The organism is Chryseobacterium sp. C3, from assembly GCF_014218905.1.
In the GTDB taxonomy this organism is placed as follows: domain Bacteria; phylum Bacteroidota; class Bacteroidia; order Flavobacteriales; family Weeksellaceae; genus Chryseobacterium; species Chryseobacterium mucoviscidosis.
The window spans coordinates 200,012-222,442 of the sequence record NZ_JACLCU010000001.1; the positions used below are offsets into that span (position 1 = coordinate 200,012).

The 22,431-nt window shown below is 36.7% G+C and carries 22 protein-coding genes and 1 tRNA gene; all 23 read left to right on the plus strand.

Annotated features, from left to right (window positions below; translation table 11 throughout):
* The first annotated feature begins 48 nt into the window (after positions 1 to 48).
* Positions 49 to 276: a DUF2007 domain-containing protein gene (locus tag H6W53_RS00880; RefSeq protein WP_076390287.1), complete on the plus strand. Its 228-nt coding sequence runs from the start codon at positions 49 to 51 to the stop codon at positions 274 to 276.
* A gap of 208 nt (positions 277 to 484) precedes the next feature.
* A complete protein-coding gene (locus H6W53_RS00885) occupies positions 485 to 754 on the plus strand; it encodes a SemiSWEET family sugar transporter (protein ID WP_087710065.1) in 270 nt (89 codons plus the stop codon).
* A 29-nt stretch (positions 755 to 783) separates the two neighbouring features.
* Entirely contained in the window at positions 784 to 1,296 is a 513-nt protein-coding gene (locus tag H6W53_RS00890; protein WP_185204487.1) for a GNAT family N-acetyltransferase, read from the plus strand.
* 117 nt (positions 1,297 to 1,413) lie between these two features.
* Positions 1,414 to 1,866 carry a transcriptional regulator gene (locus tag H6W53_RS00895; protein ID WP_087710068.1) on the plus strand — a complete coding sequence of 151 codons (453 nt, stop codon included), beginning with the start codon at positions 1,414 to 1,416 and terminating at the stop codon, positions 1,864 to 1,866.
* 2 nt (positions 1,867 to 1,868) lie between these two features.
* Positions 1,869 to 3,053 (plus strand): efflux RND transporter periplasmic adaptor subunit, encoded by a 1,185-nt coding sequence (locus H6W53_RS00900; RefSeq protein WP_185204488.1) that lies wholly within the window; start codon positions 1,869 to 1,871, stop codon positions 3,051 to 3,053.
* A complete protein-coding gene (locus H6W53_RS00905; protein ID WP_185204489.1) occupies positions 3,053 to 6,199 on the plus strand; it encodes an efflux RND transporter permease subunit in 3,147 nt (1,048 codons plus the stop codon). Before H6W53_RS00900 ends, H6W53_RS00905 begins: the two co-directional genes overlap by 1 nt.
* A gap of 89 nt (positions 6,200 to 6,288) precedes the next feature.
* The gene (locus H6W53_RS00910; RefSeq protein WP_185204490.1) at positions 6,289 to 7,704 is read left to right on the plus strand and encodes a TolC family protein; all 1,416 of its coding nucleotides are present in this window, start codon (positions 6,289 to 6,291) and stop codon (positions 7,702 to 7,704) included.
* 200 nt (positions 7,705 to 7,904) lie between these two features.
* Positions 7,905 to 7,978, plus strand: a tRNA-Ala gene (locus tag H6W53_RS00915).
* 27 nt (positions 7,979 to 8,005) lie between these two features.
* A complete protein-coding gene (locus H6W53_RS00920) occupies positions 8,006 to 8,383 on the plus strand; it encodes a hypothetical protein (RefSeq protein WP_076390280.1) in 378 nt (125 codons plus the stop codon).
* Positions 8,384 to 8,975: 592 nt separating this feature from the next.
* A complete protein-coding gene (locus tag H6W53_RS00925; RefSeq protein WP_185204931.1) occupies positions 8,976 to 9,542 on the plus strand; it encodes a C40 family peptidase in 567 nt (188 codons plus the stop codon).
* A 734-nt stretch (positions 9,543 to 10,276) separates the two neighbouring features.
* Positions 10,277 to 11,089, plus strand: a complete 813-nt coding sequence (locus tag H6W53_RS00930) for a 2,3,4,5-tetrahydropyridine-2,6-dicarboxylate N-succinyltransferase (RefSeq protein WP_076390279.1) — start codon at positions 10,277 to 10,279, stop codon at positions 11,087 to 11,089.
* A 30-nt stretch (positions 11,090 to 11,119) separates the two neighbouring features.
* A complete protein-coding gene (locus tag H6W53_RS00935) occupies positions 11,120 to 12,289 on the plus strand; it encodes a glycosyltransferase family 87 protein (protein ID WP_185204491.1) in 1,170 nt (389 codons plus the stop codon).
* A 2-nt stretch (positions 12,290 to 12,291) separates the two neighbouring features.
* Positions 12,292 to 13,221 carry a glycosyltransferase family 2 protein gene (locus H6W53_RS00940; RefSeq protein WP_116099227.1) on the plus strand — a complete coding sequence of 310 codons (930 nt, stop codon included), beginning with the start codon at positions 12,292 to 12,294 and terminating at the stop codon, positions 13,219 to 13,221.
* Positions 13,222 to 13,998, plus strand: coding sequence for a polysaccharide deacetylase family protein (locus H6W53_RS00945; protein WP_185204492.1), 777 nt, complete (start codon positions 13,222 to 13,224; stop codon positions 13,996 to 13,998).
* Positions 13,995 to 15,089: a glycosyltransferase family 4 protein gene (locus tag H6W53_RS00950; RefSeq protein ID WP_185204493.1), complete on the plus strand. Its 1,095-nt coding sequence runs from the start codon at positions 13,995 to 13,997 to the stop codon at positions 15,087 to 15,089. Before H6W53_RS00945 ends, H6W53_RS00950 begins: the two co-directional genes overlap by 4 nt.
* A 249-nt stretch (positions 15,090 to 15,338) precedes the next feature.
* Positions 15,339 to 16,196: an ATP phosphoribosyltransferase gene (hisG, locus tag H6W53_RS00955; protein WP_185204494.1), complete on the plus strand. Its 858-nt coding sequence runs from the start codon at positions 15,339 to 15,341 to the stop codon at positions 16,194 to 16,196.
* A 1-nt stretch (position 16,197) separates the two neighbouring features.
* Positions 16,198 to 17,490, plus strand: a complete 1,293-nt coding sequence (gene hisD / locus H6W53_RS00960) for a histidinol dehydrogenase (RefSeq protein ID WP_185204495.1) — start codon at positions 16,198 to 16,200, stop codon at positions 17,488 to 17,490.
* The gene (hisC, locus tag H6W53_RS00965; RefSeq protein WP_185204496.1) at positions 17,477 to 18,502 is read left to right on the plus strand and encodes a histidinol-phosphate transaminase; all 1,026 of its coding nucleotides are present in this window, start codon (positions 17,477 to 17,479) and stop codon (positions 18,500 to 18,502) included. Before hisD ends, hisC begins: the two co-directional genes overlap by 14 nt.
* A gap of 66 nt (positions 18,503 to 18,568) precedes the next feature.
* On the plus strand, positions 18,569 to 19,663 hold the full coding sequence (gene hisB / locus H6W53_RS00970; RefSeq protein ID WP_185204497.1) for a bifunctional histidinol-phosphatase/imidazoleglycerol-phosphate dehydratase HisB: 1,095 nt from the start codon (positions 18,569 to 18,571) through the stop codon (positions 19,661 to 19,663).
* Positions 19,663 to 20,241, plus strand: coding sequence for an imidazole glycerol phosphate synthase subunit HisH (gene hisH / locus H6W53_RS00975; RefSeq protein WP_185204498.1), 579 nt, complete (start codon positions 19,663 to 19,665; stop codon positions 20,239 to 20,241). Before hisB ends, hisH begins: the two co-directional genes overlap by 1 nt.
* An 8-nt stretch (positions 20,242 to 20,249) precedes the next feature.
* Entirely contained in the window at positions 20,250 to 20,972 is a 723-nt protein-coding gene (hisA, locus tag H6W53_RS00980) for a 1-(5-phosphoribosyl)-5-[(5-phosphoribosylamino)methylideneamino]imidazole-4-carboxamide isomerase (protein ID WP_185204499.1), read from the plus strand.
* Positions 20,965 to 21,717 (plus strand): imidazole glycerol phosphate synthase subunit HisF, encoded by a 753-nt coding sequence (hisF, locus tag H6W53_RS00985; RefSeq protein WP_185204500.1) that lies wholly within the window; start codon positions 20,965 to 20,967, stop codon positions 21,715 to 21,717. Before hisA ends, hisF begins: the two co-directional genes overlap by 8 nt.
* Positions 21,714 to 22,301 (plus strand): bifunctional phosphoribosyl-AMP cyclohydrolase/phosphoribosyl-ATP diphosphatase HisIE, encoded by a 588-nt coding sequence (hisIE, locus tag H6W53_RS00990; RefSeq protein ID WP_185204501.1) that lies wholly within the window; start codon positions 21,714 to 21,716, stop codon positions 22,299 to 22,301. Before hisF ends, hisIE begins: the two co-directional genes overlap by 4 nt.
* Positions 22,302 to 22,431: the final 130 nt, after the last annotated feature.

The following is a 22,431-nucleotide window of genomic DNA, read 5'->3' on the forward strand; positions in this document are numbered from 1 at the left end:
GATTTTCAAAAAAACGTTATATATTTAGATACTCAAACGAGATAGAATATGGAAAGAAGTACAAGAGTATCAGTTTTTGAAAGTGACAAACCTGCAGAAATCCAATTGATAAAGTCTAAACTGGATGATGCGCAGATTAAAAATTCAGTAGAAAACAATTACCTTACTTTTACAACCACGCCCACGGCGACATCGCTGAAAGTAATGGTGAAACTTGAAGATGAGAAAAAAGCATTCGAAATTATCGATGCATATCTTCAGCAAAGTGAAAATTAACAAAAACAATTTCATAATTTTAAATTTTACTACTTCGAACCGAAAATTAATATTATTAGTTTTCGGTTTTTTATTTATCTGATAATCATACATTTGTATGAAATAATGAACATAAATAACTGTCATATTTTAACAAAACAAATATGGTTTAACGTTTAACCTTTGTTTTATTTTTAGTATATTAGATGATAATTCAAAAAACAAAAATATGATAGAGCAGATAATTGGTTATTCGGGAGCATTAATTTCATCCATTTCTTTTTTACCGCAGGTAATCAAATTGTGGAAGACAAAATCCGGAAAAGACCTTTCCATGGTTACTTTATCATTTCTTACTTTAAACGCTTTGCTTTGGGCTGTTTACGGAATGATGAAGGATGCAAAACCTCTTTGGATTACAAACGTTTTAATGCTAATTATGCTGATTGTGATGATATTTCTAAAAATAAAATACAGAAATAATAAAACTGATTCTTAATAAACAAACTTAAAATCAATAGAATAAACGTGGCACAGGAAATTAAGCTGAGAAGAGCAGAAATTGAAGACAGAGATATAATCTGGAATATTCTGCAGCAGGCAATCGAAAGAAGAAGAAAAGACGGAAGTACCCAATGGCAGGAAGGTTACCCGAATTTGGGAACCGTGGAAAGCGATATTGCAAAAGGTTTCGGATATGTAATGACGGTAGATGGGGAAATTTCTGTTTACGTTGCTTTAATCCTGAATGATGAACCCGCATACAGCACCATTGAAGGAGCCTGGCTGAGCAACGGAGAATTCGTCGTGGTACACAGAGTTGCTGTTGATGAAAAATTTGCAGGACAGGGAATGGTAAAAATTCTTTTCAACCACATTGAAGAATTCACCAGATCTCATGGAATTCAGAGCATTAAGGTCGATACCAACTATGATAATATTCCGATGCTGAAAATTCTTGAGAACAAAGGCTACAGCTACTGCGGCGAAGTAGTTCTCGCAGGAGGCGTAAGAAAAGCCTTTGAGAAGATTATTTTTTAGTCCAAAAGTTAAATCCGTTTTCATTGAAATTTTAAAAAGCCTGATATTTATAAACTCTATCAGGTTTGTTCGTTTAGTTCAGAACTAATTTCTATTTTTGTTTCAAATTTATATACAATGCATAAGAGTATAGAAATTGATGAAAAAATTTTTCAGAATGCCGTAAAGTTCTACGGTACCATTTTCAGCCTTCCGCCGTTAGCTTCAAAGATTTACGCGTACCTTTTATTCGATTATGATAAAGTGGGCATTACTTTTGATGAATTTGTGGAAGTGCTTTCCGCGAGCAAAAGTTCGGTCTCTACAAGTATTTCTTTACTGCTGAACGCAGAGCTCATCGTAGATCACAACAAAATGGACGAGAGGAAACGGTATTTTTTCATCAATGACGGTTATAAGAAGATAAGATTTGAAAAAATAGTTCAAAAAATGCAAGACGAATTACAACTACTGGATGATTTAGACAATTTTAAAAAAAATCATGACGATTACAATGAAAAGATGGAAGCTTATAAAGCTCTTTTAAACAGGAACATTAAAAATATTCAGGAATCTCTTAATAAACTATAAAAATGAATAATAAGCTAGTTATACTTTCTGTTGCAGCTCTCTCTTTAGTGGCTTGCAAAAAAGAAGCTCCGAAGCAGGACGGTCCGAAACCGTATCCTGTGGTAAAGGTGGAGGCGAAAAATATAGTGGGCTATCAGACTTTTCCGGCTACCATTCAGGGTAAAGTTAATAATGATGTCCGTGCTAAAATTCAGGGATATATCACACAGGTTTTGGTAGATGAAGGGCAGTATGTAACCAAAGGACAGCCGCTTTTCCGTCTGGAAACCAATATCCTGAATGAAAATGCGGCGGCTTCAAAAGCAGGAATCAGTGCTGCAGAATCCAATATTGCGGCAGCTCAGGCTGCTGTTGCGGCGGCAAATGTTGAAGTGAACAAACTTAAACCGCTGGTTCAGAAAAACATCATCAGCAATGTTCAGTTACAGACCGCACAGGCAAATTTAGCACAGGCTCAGGCGCAGCTAAAACAGGCACAGGCTGCAAAAAGTCAGGCAGTTGCCAATTATAAAGGAGTAGAAGCCAATATCGAATATTCTGTTATTCGTGCGCCTATTTCCGGAGTAATCGGAAAGCTTCCTTTAAAAGTAGGAAGTCTGGTAGGACCTTCAGATCAGACTCCTTTAACCACTATTTCAGATACTTCTCAGATTTACGCCTATTTTTCAATGAACGAAAAAGAATATTTTGATTTCCTTGAAAAATCTCCGGGTGCATCCATGCCCGAAAAAATAAAAAACCTTCCGATGGTGGAATTACAGCTTGCCAACGGAAGTCTTTATCCTGAAAAAGGAAGAATAGAAGCCATTACAGGACAGATCGATCCAACAACGGGAACCATCCAGTTCAGAGTTGCGTTTACCAATGCGCAGAAGCTTTTAAGCAACGGAAATAGCGGAACCATAAGATTCCCTCAACGTTACGACAATGTTCTGGTAGTTCCGGAAAGTGCCACTTACGAACAACAGGGAATTGTTTACGTATATAAAGTGGATAAAGACACTGCGAAAAATGTGGTGATTAATGTTATTGATAGAATCGACAATATGGCATTGATAAAATCCGGAGTTAACAAAGGGGAAACCGTAATTGCAGCAGGAATCGGAGGTCTGAAACCGGGAACTGCCGTGATAAAGAAACCTGTGAAAATGGATAGTCTTGTTCAATCTATAAAACCGAAATTCTAATGATTAAAAATTTTATCAACAGACCGGTTTTATCTACCGTAATCTCAATTTTAATTGTGATTCTCGGTGTTTTAGGACTGATCTCGTTACCCGTAACGCAGTATCCTGATATTGCGCCGCCGACGGTAAGTGTCTCGGCAAACTACACCGGAGCGAACGCAGAAACCGTAATGAAAAGTGTGGTTGTTCCTCTGGAAGAACAGATCAACGGGGTGGAAGGAATGGATTATATTACTTCATCTGCCGGAAATGACGGTTCTGCACAGATTCAGGTGTTTTTTAAGCAGGGAATTGATCCGGACATTGCAGCGGTAAATGTACAAAACCGTGTCGCAAGAGCAACTCCTTTACTTCCAAGTGAAGTAACGCGTTCCGGAGTGGTTACCCAGAAACAGCAGACGAGTGCTTTGATGTATATGTCTTTCTATTCTGAAAATAAAGATCTGGATGATGTCTATCTTCAGAACTTTTTGAACATCAATGTTATTCCGAATTTAAAAAGGATTAACGGAGTAGGAGATGCCAATGTTTTCGGAGGTAAAAATTACTCGATGAGAATCTGGCTGGATCCCGCTAAAATGGCAGCTTACGGATTAACGCCTACCGATGTTACCAATGCCATCAATGAGCAGAGTAGAGAAGCTGCCGCAGGTTCTATCGGACAAAACAGCGGAAGTTCTTTCGAATATATCATTAAATATGTAGGGAAATTCAACGATAAGGAACAGTACGATAATATCATCATTAAATCTTTAGCAGACGGACAGAATTTAATGTTAAAAGATGTTGCCAAAGTAGAACTTGCAGGACAGTCTTACACGGGAATCGGGGAAAACGGAAATAACCCTTCCATCAGTATGGGGATTTTCCAGACACCGGGTTCCAATGCGCAGGAAATTATTAAAAATATCAAGTCTTACCTGAAATCGGCAGAAGGAAGTTTTCCGCAGGGAATTAAATATACTTTCAATTTTGATACGAACGAATTTTTGGATGCTTCTATTGAAAAGGTAGTGCATACCTTAATTGAAGCGTTTATTTTGGTTTTCATCGTGGTATATATTTTCTTACAGGATTTCAGATCCACTTTAATTCCGGCAATTGCAGTTCCGGTTTCTATTGTGGGAGCCTTTTTCTTCCTGAATTTATTCGGATATTCATTAAACCTGTTAACATTATTTGCTTTGGTTCTTGCGATCGGTATTGTAGTGGATGATGCGATTGTCGTCGTCGAAGCCGTTCATGCCAAAATGGAACACGGTATTTCGGATGCCAAAAAAGCAACCGTGGAAGCAATGGACGAAATTACAGGAGCTATTATTTCAATTACTTTGGTAATGGCATCTGTATTTATTCCGGTAACATTCATTACAGGTCCTACCGGAGTTTTTTATCAGCAGTTCGGGATCACTCTTATTGTAGCGATCATTATTTCTGCGATCAATGCATTAACGTTGAGTCCGGTTTTATGTTCATTATTCTTAAAACCTCACGATGCGCACCATAAAGAATATAAAAATTTAAATTTCATTCAGAAGTTTTTCTATAAATTCAATATTGCTTTTAAAACAACAACAGAACGTTACGGAAGAGGATTTATCTTCTTACTGAGACACAAATGGGTTACGCTGATTATTTTTGCTGTAACAGGCGGAATTTTATACTGGGCGAGTTCTACCATGAAAAAAGGTTTCGTACCTACGGAAGACCGCGGAATTATCTTTACCGATGTTCAGCTTCCTCCGGGAGCGTCTATGGAAAGAACCTACAATGCATTGAAGACGCTTCAGGCAAATGCTTTAAAAGTTCCGGGAGTACAAAACGTTACAATTTCCACCGGTAGAGGATTCTTATCCGGAAACGGAAGCAACAACGGTTTGGCTTTCATTAAATTAAAACCTTTTGAAGAACGTAAAAAAGACGGGCAGACTTCTGAAGATATTACGAAAAGACTATTCGGAATTTCAGGAAAAGTTCCGGATGCAAAAGTGGTTTTCTTCCAGCCGCCGAGTGTACCCGGTTTTGGTAGCAGTGCCGGTTTTGAAATGGTACTTTTAGACAAATCAGGAGGAGAATATGCAGATTTAGATTCAAAAACCAATGAATTTATCGGAAAACTGATCGAAAGACCGGAAATCGATTTTGCCCAGACTTCATTCAATACAAAATATCCTCAGTATGAAATGAAGATCAATGTTCCTTTGGCTAAACAGTTGGGAGTTTCTGTAAGTGATATCTTAGCAACGATGCAGGGATACATCGGAGGAGTTTATACAGCCGATTTTACAAAATACGGAAAACAGTTCAGGGTAATGGTTCAGGCACTTCCTGAAAACAGACAGAATATTGAAAACCTGAACGAACTGTATGTAAAAACAGGTTCCGGAGCCATGTCGCCGATCTCACAGTTTGTAACGCTTACCAAAGCTTACGGACCACAGTCAGTAAGCCGTTATAACCTTTTTACTTCGGTGAAAATTACAGGAGCAAACTCTGTGGGATTCAGTTCCGGAGATGCCATTTCAGCAGTGCAGCAGGTAGCGAAAGAAACCCTGAACCAGAATTATGATGTAGAATTTACAGGGCTTTCAAGAGAGGAGTTAAATTCCGGATCTCAGACAGTTTTGATCTTCGGATTGAGTTTGATCTTCGTTTATTTCATCCTTTCTGCACAGTATGAAAGTTATATTCTTCCTTTAATTGTAGTGATTTCTCTTCCTCTTGGAGTGATGGGCGCTTATTTCGGGCAGAAAATCATGGGCTTGGAAAATAACATTTATTTCCAGATCGCCCTGATTATGTTGGTCGGTTTATTAGCAAAGAATGCGATTTTGATTGTGGAATTTGCCGTTCAGAGAAGACATCATGGTGAAACCATCGTTATGTCGGCAATTAATGCGGCTAAAGCGAGATTAAGACCGATTCTGATGACTTCATTTGCCTTCATCTTCGGTTTATTGCCATTGGTTTTGGCAAGCGGAATCGGGGCGGTAGGAAACAGATCCATCGCAACAGGAGCAGCAATCGGTTTGTTGATAGGAACTATTTTAGGACTTTTCGTGATCCCTGTTTTATATGTCATTTTTGAATATTTACAGGAGAAAGTAAAACCGATCAAACCGAAAGAAATCAATTTAGCAGAATAAAATTAAGTGAGTTCGGGGTTTTTGATGTAAAGTTTAAATAATAACTAAAAACTGAAAAGCCCTGATCTTTAAACCTTAAACTTCAAATAATGAAGAGTATTTTAAACATCATAAAAGGAATAACATTTTCAGTCGCTGTTCTTGCCGCCATATCATCGTGTATGGCGAGGAAAGAATACCAGAGACCGGATAATGTGGTAGACGAAAAACTCTACCGTACAGATATGCTTCCTACAGACAGCACCAATATCGCGAATGTTTCCTGGAAAGAAATTTTCACAGATCCTGTTCTTCAGGGACATATTACAAAGGCTTTGGAAAATAATCTGGACATCAGAATTGCTTTGCAGAGTATTTCTTCAGCAGAATCTTATTTAAAACAAAGCAAGGCAGCGTATGAGCCAACCTTATCAATAGGACCGAATTACACATTCCAGACCCAGTCTATCAATACCCAGTTTGGGCAGATTATCGGAGAAAGACGATATGTAAATCAGTTCGATATTACGGCAAGTCTTGGTTGGGAAGCCGATATTTGGGGAAAACTCAGAGCACAGGAAAAAGCGCAGTTAGCAACATATTTAGGGACTGTGGAAGCTCACAAAGCTGTAAAAACAGACCTTATTGCTTCTGTGGCTTCATCATATTATCAGTTGCTTACCTACGATGCCCAGAAAAGAATCATCACAGAAACCATTAAAGTACGTGAGCAGAATTTAGAGACGACAAAAGCTTTGAAGACGGCGGGAACTTTAACAGAAGTTGCAGTTCAGCAGAGTGAAGCTTTGGTGTACAACGCAAAATCTTTGTTGATTGATATTGATACACAGATTCAGTTGCTGGAGAACACCATGAGTCTTCTGATGGGAGAGCCATCTCATACCATTGAACGTTCATCTTTGGAAAATCAGAACGTTCCGATTGATCTTAAATTAGGATATCCTGTACAACTATTATCCAACAGACCGGATGTAAAAAGAGCGGAATATAATCTGATGAATGCTTTTGAACTGACAAATTCTGCAAAAGCACAGTTTTATCCGACTTTAAAATTAACAGGAAGCGGAGGCGTTCAGTCGGTGGATATCGATCATCTTTTCAGCGTTAATTCTTTATTTGCGAATGTTGTTGCAGGTCTTGCACAGCCGTTGCTGAACAAAAGAGCCATCAGAACCAATTACGAAGTAAGTCTTGCCAATCAGGAAACCGCTTATCTGAATTTCCGAAAAGCCATTCTTACCGCAGGAAAAGAAGTTTCTGATGCCATAAGAGTGTATTCCGTTCAGGATCAGTACATCGATTTAAAACAGAAAGAACTGGTGAATTATAAAAATTCTGTAAACTATTCTCAGGAATTAGTAAACTACGGAATGGCAAATTATCTTGAGGTACTGAATGCCAGTGTTAATTCTTTAAATGCAGAATTGAATATTGCCAATGCACAGTACAGTAAAATGAAGGCCGGAATAGAGCTTTATCAGGCTCTCGGCGGCGGTTGGAAATAAATTCTGACAATAAAAGTAAAAAGAAAAGCGCATACGGATTTATTTCTGTATGCGTTTTTTATTTGGTCTTAAAAAAATCATTTCTGCTAAAATATTTACAGATATTTCCATCAGTTTTTAAAGAAAATGTAATAAAATGTTTGTATATGTGGTTTAAATACTTACTTTTGTACGGCTTCGGAATTTTGAAGAAAACGAGAGGGGGATTAGCTCATCTGGCTAGAGCGTTAGACTGGCAGTCTAAAGGTGGTGGGTTCGAGTCCCATATCCTCCACAAAAATTGTTTAACTATTTGTAAACTATGAAGAAAATATTTTTACTTTTATTAACAGCTTTCTTATTCGTTGGTTGTGGCAAAGATGAAGATACGATTTATGATTTCATCGGAACCTGGGCGGGAACGTACGAAGGAACCGAAAAAGGCGACTGGAATGTAGTGGTAGCTACCGACGGAAAAGTAACCGGAACATTACATTCTGATCAGACGACAGAAAACTATTATATTTCAGGACATCTTAGCGAATCCGGAGATCTTGTTGCAACGATCGGTTTTCCTGAAGATGGCGAATTCAGAGGAACTTTCACAAGAGAAGACAAAAAAGCTACGGGAACATGGTCTAATGCCGTTCCTACGCCTACAAGAGCCGGAACATGGAAAGGTGCTAAAACTTCAAAATAAAAAGATTTTTACATACAATATAATAAAGCTATCCTTCTGGGATAGCTTTTTTTATTAAGTTTTAAGCAGCGGTTATATGAAAAAGACTTTATTGGATTTATTTTTTGAATATCCGTTAAACAACCTATTACTTTGCACTGATATGAAAATCAATTATTTATAACAGGCACTTCGACAAGCTCAGTGTGACACCTCTAATACTAAACGCTTGATTTCTAGCGATGTCAAGCTGAGCCTGTCGAAGCTTTAGGTTAATAAACGGACAATCAAAATTTATTTAAACTATTTCAAAAGCCTGCAAAGAGAAAAAATCTTTAATTTTTTAACTTATGTACTCTTCCACTTAAGTATTAAACTTAAAAAACTAAAGTGTTTAAATCTTTTGTGGTAAAAAAGTTTAAACATCTAATGTCTTTGTTAGGCTAAAAAATCAACAGACAATTTTAAAAAGAAAACTTCGCATTCTTTGAGTTTAAAAAAATAATATCATTCAAATAAACAGTCTTAAAATTTTTGTGGTATTTCTTACTTAAGCTCTGCGAAAGCATAATTTTATTATATTTGTATAGATTGTAAAATTCAGGGAAATATGATGGATAGATTTTTAGGCAAAAAAAAGTTTGTTAAAAACATATTTATTGTATCACTGTTTTCCGTATTTATCATTTCCTGCGGAAGTTCAAAAAACGTAGTAAAAAAAGCTCCGGTTACCAAAACCGTTGCCAAATCTGAAAACCTCAGAAAACTTGATTCCAGATTTGACGGGAAAATTTCAAAATCCATCAACGAGCTCCTGAAAGACGCAGAAAAATATTTGGGTGCGCCTTATAAATTCGGCGGAAATACTTCTTCAGGTTTCGACTGTTCCGGATTTACCGTAAAAGTTTTTGAGGAAAATGACTTCAAACTTCCGAGAAGATCAGCAGATCAGGCAGAAGCAGGATCTCAGATTGACATCAAAGATGTAAAGCCGGGAGATCTTCTGTTTTTTGCGACAGCGGGAGGAAGCAGAGTTTCACACGTCGGAATCGTTCATGACATCGGAAGTGACGGCGAAGTAAAATTTATTCACGCTTCCACATCAAAAGGCGTTATCATTTCTTCCTTAAATGAAACCTACTGGAACAAAGCCTATCTTCACGCGCAGAGAGTTCTGTAGTTTAAGTTGTTTAGCTGTTTTGTTAAACAAAGAATATTTAAATACCTTCTGATAATCAAAACATTACATTTGTTTTTTGTGTTGCCTTAATAAACAAAAAGGCATTGTATAACTTAAAAACATAAGATTTTTAAAGTAAAAGAGTTTTGCTCCTTTAGGAGCAGAATCTGTGTAGAAATAGTAATAAAAAGACCAACCATCAATCCGTAGGATTGATATCTTTAATGCGACAATATTTTAAACATAAGCGTTTCTGTGACACACTAAACATATTATTTAAATATATCAATAGAAATGGGCTTTAGCCCATTTTTAATAATTAAGAATACAATTGGCTTTAGCCAAAACGTATCATAAATTTCTGCTTTAGCCAATTTTGATTTGCTTAAATCGCATCTGGCTTATACAATTAAATTAAAACATTGTTTAAAGCATCCTGAATATTAAAATCATGAAGTTGTTTAAACTAATTTTAACTTTAGATTTTATTGGATATATTTAAAATATTTCAAAAGTCTGCAAAGAGAAAAAATCTTTGATTTTTTAAAACTTAGGTGCACTTTTTTTCTATTTAACGATTAAACTGAACTTAAAAAACTAAAGTGTTCAAATCTTTTGCGGTAAAAAAGTTTAAACAAGTTTCATTTTAAACAAAATACTTTCAAAAGGTTTTGCTGATCTTTTTTGTATCTTTGGCAGCGTATAATTTTTCAATTTAATATTAAATAATAAACATGTCGTTACAACAAACTATTGAAAATATCTGGGAAAACAGAGAACTATTGCAGAATGAAGACAGCCAGAAGGCGATTAGAGAGGTGATTTCTTTGGTGGATAAAGGAGAGCTTCGTACCGCAGAACCTACAGAAAACGGATGGCAGGTAAACGAGTGGGTGAAAAAAGCAGTAGTAATGTACTTCCCGATTCAGAAAATGGAAACGATTGAAGTCGGTCCGTTCGAATTTCATGATAAAATGCCTTTGAAGAGAAACTACGCTGAAAAAGGAGTAAGAGTTGTTCCGCATGCAATCGCAAGAGAAGGAGCTTATATTGCGCCTGGAGTTATTATGATGCCGTCTTACGTAAATATCGGTGCTTATGTAGATTCCGGAACCATGGTGGATACATGGGCAACAGTTGGAAGCTGCGCGCAGATCGGTAAAAACGTTCACCTGAGTGGTGGTGTTGGTATCGGTGGTGTTTTAGAACCGCTTCAGGCTGCTCCGGTAATTATCGAGGACGATTGTTTCGTAGGATCAAGATGCATCGTTGTAGAAGGAGTTCATGTTGAAAAAGAAGCTGTTTTGGGAGCTAATGTAGTTTTAACGGCATCTACAAAAATTATTGATGTAACAGGTGAAACTCCGGTTGAGATCAAAGGAAGAGTTCCTGCGAGATCAGTAGTTATTCCGGGAAGTTATACCAAAACCTTTCCTGCGGGAGAATATCAGGTTCCATGTGCATTGATTATCGGAAAAAGAAAGGAATCTACAGACAAAAAAACGTCTTTAAATGATGCGTTGAGAGAGAATAATGTTGCTGTTTAAGATTAATATTTTAAACTAAAACCTCACATCTTGAAAGAAAAAATTCTTAAAATATTGCTAAACCCTAAATACATATTTGGGGTTTATCTTATTATAGCTGTTGCAACGGCGTTATCTAAATATTTCAGAGGACCACAGGCGATTAACAATTATCTGATCTTCAAAAATGTTTTCGTGAATACCATCGAGCAGAAAAATCTCTACTTGCAGTATCCCGAAAGATACTTAGATGCCAATCATTATGGAATATTTTTCAGTATTCTGATTGCTCCTTTTGCTTTGATTCCCGATTGGCTTGGAATCTCTTTATGGAACGTTGCCAACGCAGCCATTTTCCTGTTTGCCATTTACAAACTTCCGTTTTCAGACGCTAAAAAGGCACTTTTTGCACTGCTTTGTCTTCAGGAATATATTACGGCAGCAGTAAGTCTTCAGTTCAATATCGCTTTGGTGGGACTGCTTATGCTGTCTGCCATTTTTATTTATGAAAAAAAAGAAGTACAGTCTGCTACAGCCATTTTAGTGGGAGTATTTGTAAAACTGTACGGAATTTTGGGACTTTCGCAGTTTTTCTTCATCAAAAACAAGCTCAAATTTATTCTGTCCGGAATTGCAATTGCGGTTTTATTTTTTGTATTACCGATGGCAATTTCCAGCCCGCAGTTTGTTGTACAGAGCTATACAGACTGGTTCCATTCTCTGGCTGAAAAAAACGGACTCAATCAAAGTCTGGATTCTTATCAGGACATTTCTTTAATGGGATTTGTAAGAAGAATTTTGCAGGATGCTTCAATTTCCAACCTTACTTTTATGGCTTTCGGAGCGCCTTTGTTCTTTTTGCCGTATGTAAGAATTAAACAGTACAAACATTACGCATATCAATTGATGATTCTGGCTTCAACCTTACTTTTTTTAGTATTGTTCAGTTCAGGATCAGAATCTCCAACATACATTATTGCAGTAGCGGGAGTGATGATCTGGTTTTTCCTTCAGAAAAAAAGAACACCGATTGTTTATGCTATGTTGATTTTTGTAATTATTCTCACCTGTTTTTCACCATCAGACTTATTTCCAAAATTTATAAAACAGAATTATATTGTTAAATATTCCCTAAAAGCTTTACCTTGCATCGTTGTCTGGTTCAGGATCATTTATGAACTGGTAACAAAAGACTTCGAAAAAGACTACAGCCTGAACTGATTATGAAAAAAATTTCAATTGTAATTCCTGCGCATAACGAAGAAGGAAACGTGGCTTTGGTTCATCAGAAAATTAAAGAAGTTTTTGATGGACTGGATGATTACGGCTTTGAAATTATTTTCGTGAACGACGGAAGCCGCGACAAAACCCAGCAGAAGCTCGAAGAACTTTCCGCAAAATATGACGAAGTAAAATTCATTGAATTTTCACGTAATTTCGGACATCAACCCGCCGTAAAAGCAGGAATGGATAATGCCTTCGGAAATGCAGTCATTTCCATGGACGGCGATCTGCAGCATCCACCCGAAATGATTCCTGAAATGATTAAAAAGTGGGAAGAAGGCTACGATATTGTTTTTACGATTCGAACCTATCCGAAGCAGATTTCTTATTTTAAAAGAAAAACATCTGACTTTTTTTATAAAATCCTGTCGAGTTTATCCGATGTTAATTTAACAAAAGGAGGCGGATCAGATTTCAGACTGATGGATGCGAATGCGGTAGAAGTGATGAGAACTTTCAACGAGGATGATCTCTTTTTACGGGGTTTAACAAGCTGGATGGGCTTTAAACAGACCGGAATCGAATTTACAGCCAATGAAAGACTTTCAGGCGAAAGCAGCTATAACCTCAAGAAAATGATCACTTTTGCATTTACAGGGATTACGGCTTTCAGTGTAAAACCGCTATATATTGCAGCCTATTTAGGATTTCTTTTTTCCGCATTTTCAATTGTCGGATACGGTTTGTATGTCATTTATTCCTTCGTTGCAAAAACCGAAATTTCAGGTTGGGCTTCATTAATTATGACCATCGTATTTTTTGGCGGTCTGCAACTGATTATTTTAGGAATTATGGGAATTTATTTAGGTAAAATTTTCAAACAGGTAAAAGAAAGACCCAATTATATCATCAAAAATAAAAATTTTTAAATGGTTTTATTAAGTTTTGACATCGAGGAATTTGATATGCCATTGGAATACAAAGGAGAAATTTCCTTTGAACAGCAAATCTCAATTTCTCAGAAAGGCGTCGAAAGAATTTTAGATATTCTCAAAAAACACCATGCAAAAGCAACGTTCTTTTCAACCGTAGTTTTTGCAGAAAACAGCAAAGAACTCATCAGAAGACTGTTAAATGAAGGGCACGAATTGGCTTCTCACACATGGTTTCATTCAGATTTTGAAGAAAAACACCTTAAAGAATCCAAAGAACGACTCGAAGAACTGTTTTCAACACAGGTTACAGGACTTCGAATGCCCAGAATGATGCCTGTCAGCAAAAATGCTGTGGAAAACGCAGGATATTCTTACAATTCGTCCATCAATCCCACCTATCTTCCCGGAAGATACAATAATTTAAAAATATCGAGAACTTATTTTAACGAGGGAAAAGTCGTGCAGATTCCGGCTTCCGTTTCACCCAACTTCAGAATCCCGTTGTTTTGGCTGAGTTTTCACAATTTTCCATTGTTTTTCTACAAAAAACTAGCCTCAAACGTTTTGAAAAAAGACAAATATCTCAACATCTACTTTCATCCGTGGGAATTTACAGAAATAAAAGATGAAGCCTTTAAATTACCCGGTTTTACCGTGAAAAATTCAGGAATAGAGATGGTAAAAAGGTTCGATGAATTTCTTACATGGTTAAAAAGTAAAAATTATTCATTCGGAACATTTCAGGAATTTCAAAAACAAATACAGCCATGAAGATAGCATTTGATGCCAAAAGATTTTTTCACAACACTTCCGGTTTAGGGAATTATTCCCGCGATCTCGTTAGAATTTTAGCACAGTATTTCCCTGAAAACGAATATATTCTGCTCAACAAAAACAAATCGGAAAGAGGTTCGGATATTTTAGAAAATTCCAACGTTCATTTTGTGGAAACTTCCAAAGGAAAAATGTCCCGACAGTTTAAAATGGGGAAGGATGCCCAAAAACAGAACGCCGATATTTTTCATGGATTATCCGGCGAATTGCCTTTGAAATGGGATAAAAAACCCATCAAAAAAATTGTCACCATTCACGACCTTATTTTTGAAAGATATCCGCAATATTATTCTTTTTTCGACCGTAAAATTCACTTCTGGAAATTCAGAAAAGCCGCAAATGCTGCCGATAAAATCATTGCCATTTCAGAACAGACCAAGCGCGATATTATCCAGTTCTTAAAAGTTCCCGAATCGAAGATCGAAGTCATTTATCAGGGATGTCATAAAGCGTTTAAAGAACAGCAATCCGAAGAATTCATTCAGAAAACCAAAGAAAAATACAGTCTTCCGGAAAAATTCATTCTCAATGTCGGAACCATCGAAGAACGTAAAAATCTTCTCAATGTGGTAAAAGCGCTGAAAGACACGAATATTCCGCTGGTGGTTGTCGGAAAAAAAACAAAATACTTCAGGAAAGTAGAACAGTTTGTTCAGCAGCATAAAATCAGCGTGCAGTTTCTCGAAGGAGTTTCCATGGATGAACTCGCGGCAATCTACAAACTTGCCGATATCTTCGTTTATCCAAGCTTTTTCGAAGGTTTCGGAATTCCCGTCATCGAAGCATTATTTTCAAAAACAGTAGTTATTACAAGCAATACAAGCTGTCTTCCCGAAGCGGGCGGTCCCGATTCCGTCTATGTAGATCCGGAAAATTATCTCGATATTCAGTCTAAAATTAAATTTTTATGGGACAACGAATCCGAACGTAAACGCCGTGCTGAAAAGGGTTTTGAGTTTGTACAAAAGTTTAATGATCAGCCCATTACTCAGGAATTAATAAAACTTTATGAAAATATTTTAAAATAATATTTGCATTATTAAAATTTATTGGCTTAAATTTGCATCATACAATTCAAACAAATGAAACCGAATTTTTTAACAGTACATCATTATCATCATCATCTCTGCTAAGACGGAATTGATTGATATGTACTTATGTTAAAAATCAAAATAATTAAAACCGTCTGAGTAAACAGGCGGTTTTTTGTTTCTAAATTCATCCCGGGCAATTTATTTCCAAACCATCTTTTTACTCAGGCACAACAAAAAAGTGAAATGAGTAAATTAAAAATAGCCATACAGAAAAGCGGTCGTCTTTACGAAGAATCTCTTCAGCTTTTAAAAGACTGCGGTATTTTTGTTAACAACGGAAAAGACCAACTAAAAGTTTCCGTAGAAAATTTTCCGATGGAAATCATGTATCTCAGAAATTCGGATATTCCTCAGTATCTTGAAGATGGAGTGGTAGATATTGCCATTGTGGGAGAAAATCTTCTGGTGGAAAAACAGAAAAAAATTGAAATCGTTCAGCCTTTAGGATTTTCAAAATGCAGGGTTTCTCTGGCAGTTCCGAAAGAAATTGAAACCGACGACATCACCTATTTTCAGGGAAAAAAAATTGCCACTTCTTATCCGAATACCCTGAAAAACTTTTTGGATAATAACAATATTTCCGCAGACATTCACATCATTTCAGGTTCTGTAGAAATCGCACCGAACATTGGTCTTGCCGACGGAATCTGCGATATTGTAAGCTCAGGAAGCACCCTTTTCAAAAACGGATTAAGAGAAACCGTTACTATACTTGCTTCTGAAGCCGTTCTGGCAAAAACATTCAGACTGGATGAAGAAAAAACCAGAATTCTTGAAAAATTTCTCTTCAGAATTAAAGCCGTTCTTAAAGCAAAAAATTCAAAATATATTCTCATGAATGTTCCGAACGACAAGATCGGAGAAGTTTCAAAAGCGCTTCCTGTGCTGAAAAGTCCTACGGTAATTCCGTTGGCGGAAGAAGGATGGAGCAGTATTCATTCGGTGATAGACGAAGCGCGTTTCTGGGAAGTGATTGATGAACTGAAAGACAAAGGAGCGCAGGATATTTTAATAATTCCAATCGATAAAATGGTGATTTAATATGCAAATAGAAAGATATCCTGAAAGGGAAAAATGGTCTGAATTAACAAAAAGACCCGTTATAAAAAGAGAAAGATTAACAGAAATCGTTGCCGGAATTTTCGATGAAGTAAAGAACAACGGAGATCAGGCGCTGATTGATTTTGCTAAAAAATTTGATTCCGCAGAAATAAATAATATTAAAATTTCTGAAGAAGAAGTTGAAACCGCTGAAAATCTGATCAGTGAAGAACTGAAAACAGCCATTCAGGAAGCAAAATCAAATATTACCAAGTTTCACGCTTCACAAATTCCTGCAATCGAAAAAATAGAAACGACAAAAGGAATAGTTTGCTGGAGAGAAAACCGGGCCATTGAAAAAGTAGGAATTTATATTCCGGGAGGAACAGCACCGTTGTTTTCTACAGTTTTAATGCTTGCCATTCCGGCTCAGTTAGCGGGTTGTAAAGAAATTATTCTGTGTACGCCGCCCGATAAAAACGGCAATGTAAATCCTGCCATTTTATATACGGCAAAATTGTGCGGAGTAACGCAGATTTTCAAAACGGGAGGCGCTCAGGCGATTGCAGCAATGACTTTCGGAACCGAAAGTATTCCCAATGTCTACAAGATTTTCGGGCCGGGAAATCAGTATGTTGTAGCCGCTAAAGAATATGCGCAAAACTACAATATTGCCATTGATATGCCTGCCGGACCGAGTGAAGTTCTTGTGATTGCCGATGAAAAAGCGATTCCTGAATTCTGTGCAGCAGATTTGCTTTCTCAGGCAGAACACGGAAGCGACAGTCAGGTGATTTTCCTTTCCACAGACGAGAAAATTCTTAATGAAACCATTCTGGAAACCCAAAAACAGCTTGAAGCACTTCCAAGAAATGAAATGGCAGCAGAATCTTTGAAAAACAGCTACTTTATTTTGCTGAATTCAATTGATGAAGCTTTGGAATTCAGCAATTTGTACGCTCCGGAACACTTGATTTTAGCAGTCAATGATTTTAAAAATTATATTCCGAAAATTCAGAATGCCGGTTCTGTGTTCTTAGGAAATTATTCTTGCGAGAGTGCAGGAGATTACGCGAGCGGAACCAATCACACCCTTCCTACGAACGGTTTTGCGAAAAATTACAGCGGTGTTTCTCTTGACAGTTTTGTGAAGAAAATTACTTTCCAGAATCTGTCGGAACAGGGATTGAAAAATTTAGGAAAAACCATTGAAATAATGGCTGAAGCGGAAGGATTATTCGCTCACAAAAATGCAGTAAGTATCAGATTAAAAGAACAGAATGAAAGAATTTAATATCAAAGATTTAGTACGAAAAAATATTTTGGAACTGCAGCCTTATGTGAGTTTCAGGGACAACAATACATTTGAAAATCCTGTTTTTCTGGATGCGAATGAAAGCGCATTCGGAGAACTGAACCGCTATCCGGATTCTACCCAGAAAGAATTGAAAGAGAAATTGGCTGCACTGAAAAATGTTTCAGCAAAACAGATTGCAGTCGGAAACGGAAGCGACGAACTGATCGATCTTATCGTGAAAGTTTTTTGTGAACCGAAAAAAGATGCTATTTTGATGATGAATCCTTCTTTTGCGATGTACGGATTTTATGCTTCGGTGAATGAAAATAAAGTGGCTAAACTGAATCTGAATGAAAATTTTGAAATCGATAAAGAAGAGTTTTTAAAAATCTCAAACGAAGAAAAACCAAAAGTTTTCTTTTTATGTTCGCCCAATAATCCTACCGGAAATTCAATCGAAGATATTGAATTTTACATTCAGAATTTTGAAGGAATTGTTGTGGTGGATGAAGCTTATATTGAATTTTCAGGAAAGAAATCGTGTATTGAACTATTGAAAAAATTTCCTAATCTTATCGTTCTTCAGACATTTTCCAAAGCTTGGGGAATGGCAGGAGCAAGAGTCGGAATTGCATATGCTTCAGAAGAGATTATTCAACTGATCAATACAGTAAAATCTCCGTATAATGTTAATTCTTTAAGTTTAAATAAAATATCAGAACTTATTATTAATAAAGAATTTATAAAATCCAATATAGAAAATACTTTAAATGAGATCTCTTGGTTAAGAAATAAATTAGAGACAATAAATTGCATCAAAAAAATATTTCCAAGCGACGCAAATTTCTTCCTGATTCAGTTTGAAAACGTAAATAAGGTGTACCAGAAATTGCTGGAAAATGAGATTCTGACGAGCAAAAGAAGTCCGCAGATTCCGGATTGCATTAGAATTAATGTGGGCAATAGAGAAGAAAACAATAAGCTGATTAACGTCTTAAAAAGTATTTAATTAAATCTGAAACCTAACAGATTTTTTAAAACCTGTGGGGTGTAGAAAAAGTAAAAGAAAAGTAAAATGAAAAAAGTATTATTTATAGACCGTGACGGAACTTTAATCTTAGAACCGCCCATTGATTTTCAGGTTGATTCTCTTGAAAAGCTAGAATATTATCCCGGAGTTTTCCAGAATCTTTCCCGGATTGCCAGAGAACTTGATTTTGAACTGGTAATGGTAACCAATCAGGATGGTTTGGGAACCGAAAGTTTTCCTTATGAGGATTTCATCAAACCACAGGAAAAAATGTTAAAAGCTTTTGAAAATGAAGGAATTGTTTTCAGTGATATTCTGATTGACAGAAGTTTTGAAAGTGAAAACCTGCCTACAAGAAAACCGGGAACCGGAATGTTGGGAAAATATATTTATGGAGACTACGATCTGGAAAATTCATTTGTGATTGGAGACCGGCTTACAGATATTCAGTTGGCAAAAAATTTAGGAGCAAAATCTATATTGATCAATAAAGTTCAGAATGATGAAGCCGATTTAACGACGGAAAGCTGGAGCGAAATCGCACAGTTTTTAACGAATATTCCGAGAAAAGCAAAAGTATCCAGAAAAACCAATGAAACAGAAATTGAAATTGAAGTTAATCTTGATGGAAGCGGAGCCTCTGAAATTTCAACCGGATTACACTTTTTTGATCATATGCTCGAACAGATTTCCAAACACGGAAATTTAGATTTGAAAATTAACGTGAAAGGAGATTTGCAGGTTGATGAACACCATACGATTGAAGATACAGGAATTGTTCTTGGAGAAGCTGTTTTAAAAGCTTTGGGAAAGAAAAAAGGAATTGAACGTTACGGGTTCCTGCTTCCGATGGATGATTGTTTGGCGCAGGTCGCCATCGATTTCGGAGGAAGACCGTGGTTAATGTGGGAAGCAGATTTCAAACGTGAGAAAATTGGCGATGTTCCGACTGAAATGTTTTATCACTTTTTTAAATCCTTCACCGATTCTTCAAAGTGTAATCTCAACATTAAAGTGGAAGGTGATAACGAACACCACAAGATCGAATCTATTTTTAAAGCATTTGCCAAAGCGGTAAAAATGGCAGTAAAACAGACCGATAAGAATTTTAATTTACCATCAACCAAAGGAAGTTTATAATGATTGCCATCATCAAATACAACGGCGGAAATGTCAGTTCCGTGCAGAATTCATTGAACAGATTACATGTAGAATCTGTGGTAACTGATGATTTTGACCTGATAAGAAAAGCCGACAAAGTTATTTTTCCGGGAGTGGGTGAAGCGTCTTCCACCATGAAATTATTAAAGGAAAAAGGTCTGGATCAGTTAATTCCTACTTTAAAACAGCCGGTTTTAGGCGTTTGTCTGGGCATGCAGCTCATGTGTAAAAATAATGAAGAGGGAAATACAGTCGGGATGGGAATTTTTGATATCAATGTTAAAAAGTTTCCTGCAAAGAATATTGTTCCGCACATGGGATGGAATACGATTTCAGATTTTAAATCCGGGATATTTTCAGACATTGAAGAAAACAGTGATGTGTATTTCGTTCACAGTTTCTACTGCGAATTATCGGAAAATACGACATCGGTGTGCGATTACATTCTGCCGTTCAGTGCATCTCTGCAAAAGGATAATTTTTACGCGATGCAGTTTCACCCCGAAAAATCAGGAGATATAGGAAGCCGTTTACTGGAAAACTTTTTAAAACAATAAAACTGAATATGAAAATTATTCCCGCTATAGACATCATCGACGGAAAATGCGTCCGTTTGTCGAAAGGAGATTATGATACTAAAAAAATCTATAATGAAAATCCGCTTGAAGTTGCCAAAGAATTTGAAAGTTTTGGCATACAATATCTTCATCTGGTGGATCTTGACGGTGCAAAATCGAAGCATATTGTTAACCAAAAGATTTTGGAAACCATTGCAAAAGAGACTTCTCTGGAAATTGATTTCGGGGGCGGACTGAAAACTCTGGAAGACATTGAAATTGCCTTTAATTCTGGAGCAAAGGAGATTACCATCGGAAGTATTGCGGTTCAGAATCCTGATTTCTGTTTTGATTTAATTGAAAAATACGGTCCGGAAAAAATTATTCTCGGAGCCGATTGCGAAAACCGCAAGATAAAAACTTCGGGCTGGCTGGAAGAAAGTCAACTGGATGTGATTGATTTTATTCTCAAATATAAAAATAAAGGAATTAAAAACGTGATCTGTACGGATATTTCCAAAGACGGAATGCTTCAGGGCGCATCGGATGAACTGTACAGAGAAATTGTAGAAAAGACAGCAGTTCAGTTAATTGCAAGCGGCGGAATTTCGTGTATTGAAGATGTTGAACAGATGAAAAACATCGGCTGTTCCGGAACGATTATCGGAAAGGCAATTTATGAAGGCAGAATAAGTTTGCAGCAACTCCAAAATTTTATTGAAAATGCTTAAAAAAAGAATCATTCCGTGTCTGGATATCAAAGACGGAACTACGGTAAAAGGAATTAATTTTGAAGGATTAAGAAATGCGGGAGATCCTGTAGAACTTGCCAAAAGATATGAAAGAGAAGGCGCAGACGAATTGGTTTTTCTGGATATTACCGCAACGATAGAAGAACGGAAAACTTTTGCCGGACTGGTACAGAAAATCGCAGCAGAATTAAGCATTCCTTTTACTGTCGGTGGCGGAATTTCAACAGTGGAAGATGTAAGAAGACTCTTGGAAGCAGGAGCAGACAAGATCAGTATCAATTCTTCAGCAGTTAAAAATCCGGCTTTAATTTCGGAGTTATCAAAAGAGTTTGGAAGTCAGTGTGTTGTGGTTGCAATTGATACAAGATTGGTAAACGGATCGGACTGGGTTCACGTAAAAGGAGGAAGGGAAATAACGGATCTGAAAACATTAGACTGGGCAAAGAAAGCAGAAGAACTGGGAGCAGGAGACATTCTTCTTACTTCAATGGATGGCGATGGAACCAAAAACGGATTTGATCTCAGAATAACGAAGTTAATTTCCGAAAGTGTAAATATTCCCATCATAGCTTCCGGAGGTGCCGGAAAAATGGAAGATTTTGAAGCCGTTTTTAATCAGACAAAAGCAACAGGAGCTTTGGCGGCAAGTATTTTCCATTTTGGAGAAGTGCAGATTCAGGATCTTAAAAATAATTTGAAAATTAAAAAAATTGCAGTACGATGAATATCGATTTTAATAAAAGTGAAGGCTTGGTTCCGGTGATTATTCAGGACGACAGAACGTTGCAAGTTTTAATGTTGGGTTACATGAATGAAGAAGCTTTTGAAAGAACTCAAAAAGAAGGAATTGTAACGTTTTTCAGCCGTTCCAAAAATCGACTTTGGACAAAAGGTGAGGAGTCCGGAAATTTTTTAACCGTTAAAAATATTGCCGTAGACTGCGATCAGGATACGGTTTTAATTAAGGCAATTCCTACGAATGTTGTTTGCCACACCGGAAGTTTCAGTTGTTTCGGGGATAAAGATTCTAAAGGTTTTCTGTATGAGCTGGAAGAAAAAATAGGTCAAAGAATTGATGAAAAAACCGAAGGTTCCTATACGTATTCATTATTTCAGAGAGGCATCAATAAAATGGCTCAGAAAGTGGGAGAGGAAGCCGTAGAAGTGGTGATTGAAGCCAAAGACAGCAATGATGACCTGTTTAAAAATGAAGCGGCAGATCTGCTGTATCACCTTTTAATTTTACTGAAAGCTAAGAATTTTACTTTAGAAGATATTGAAGAAATTTTGCTTTCCCGAAACCGATAAAGTTGTATTTTTATCTCTAAACTCATTAAGAATCAACCGCAAAAGAGGCAAAAAACCATTATGTTGGAAGAATTAGAATATTCAAAGCTATCAGAAGAATAAAATCGAAGATTTTTTAAACTGTTTTAAA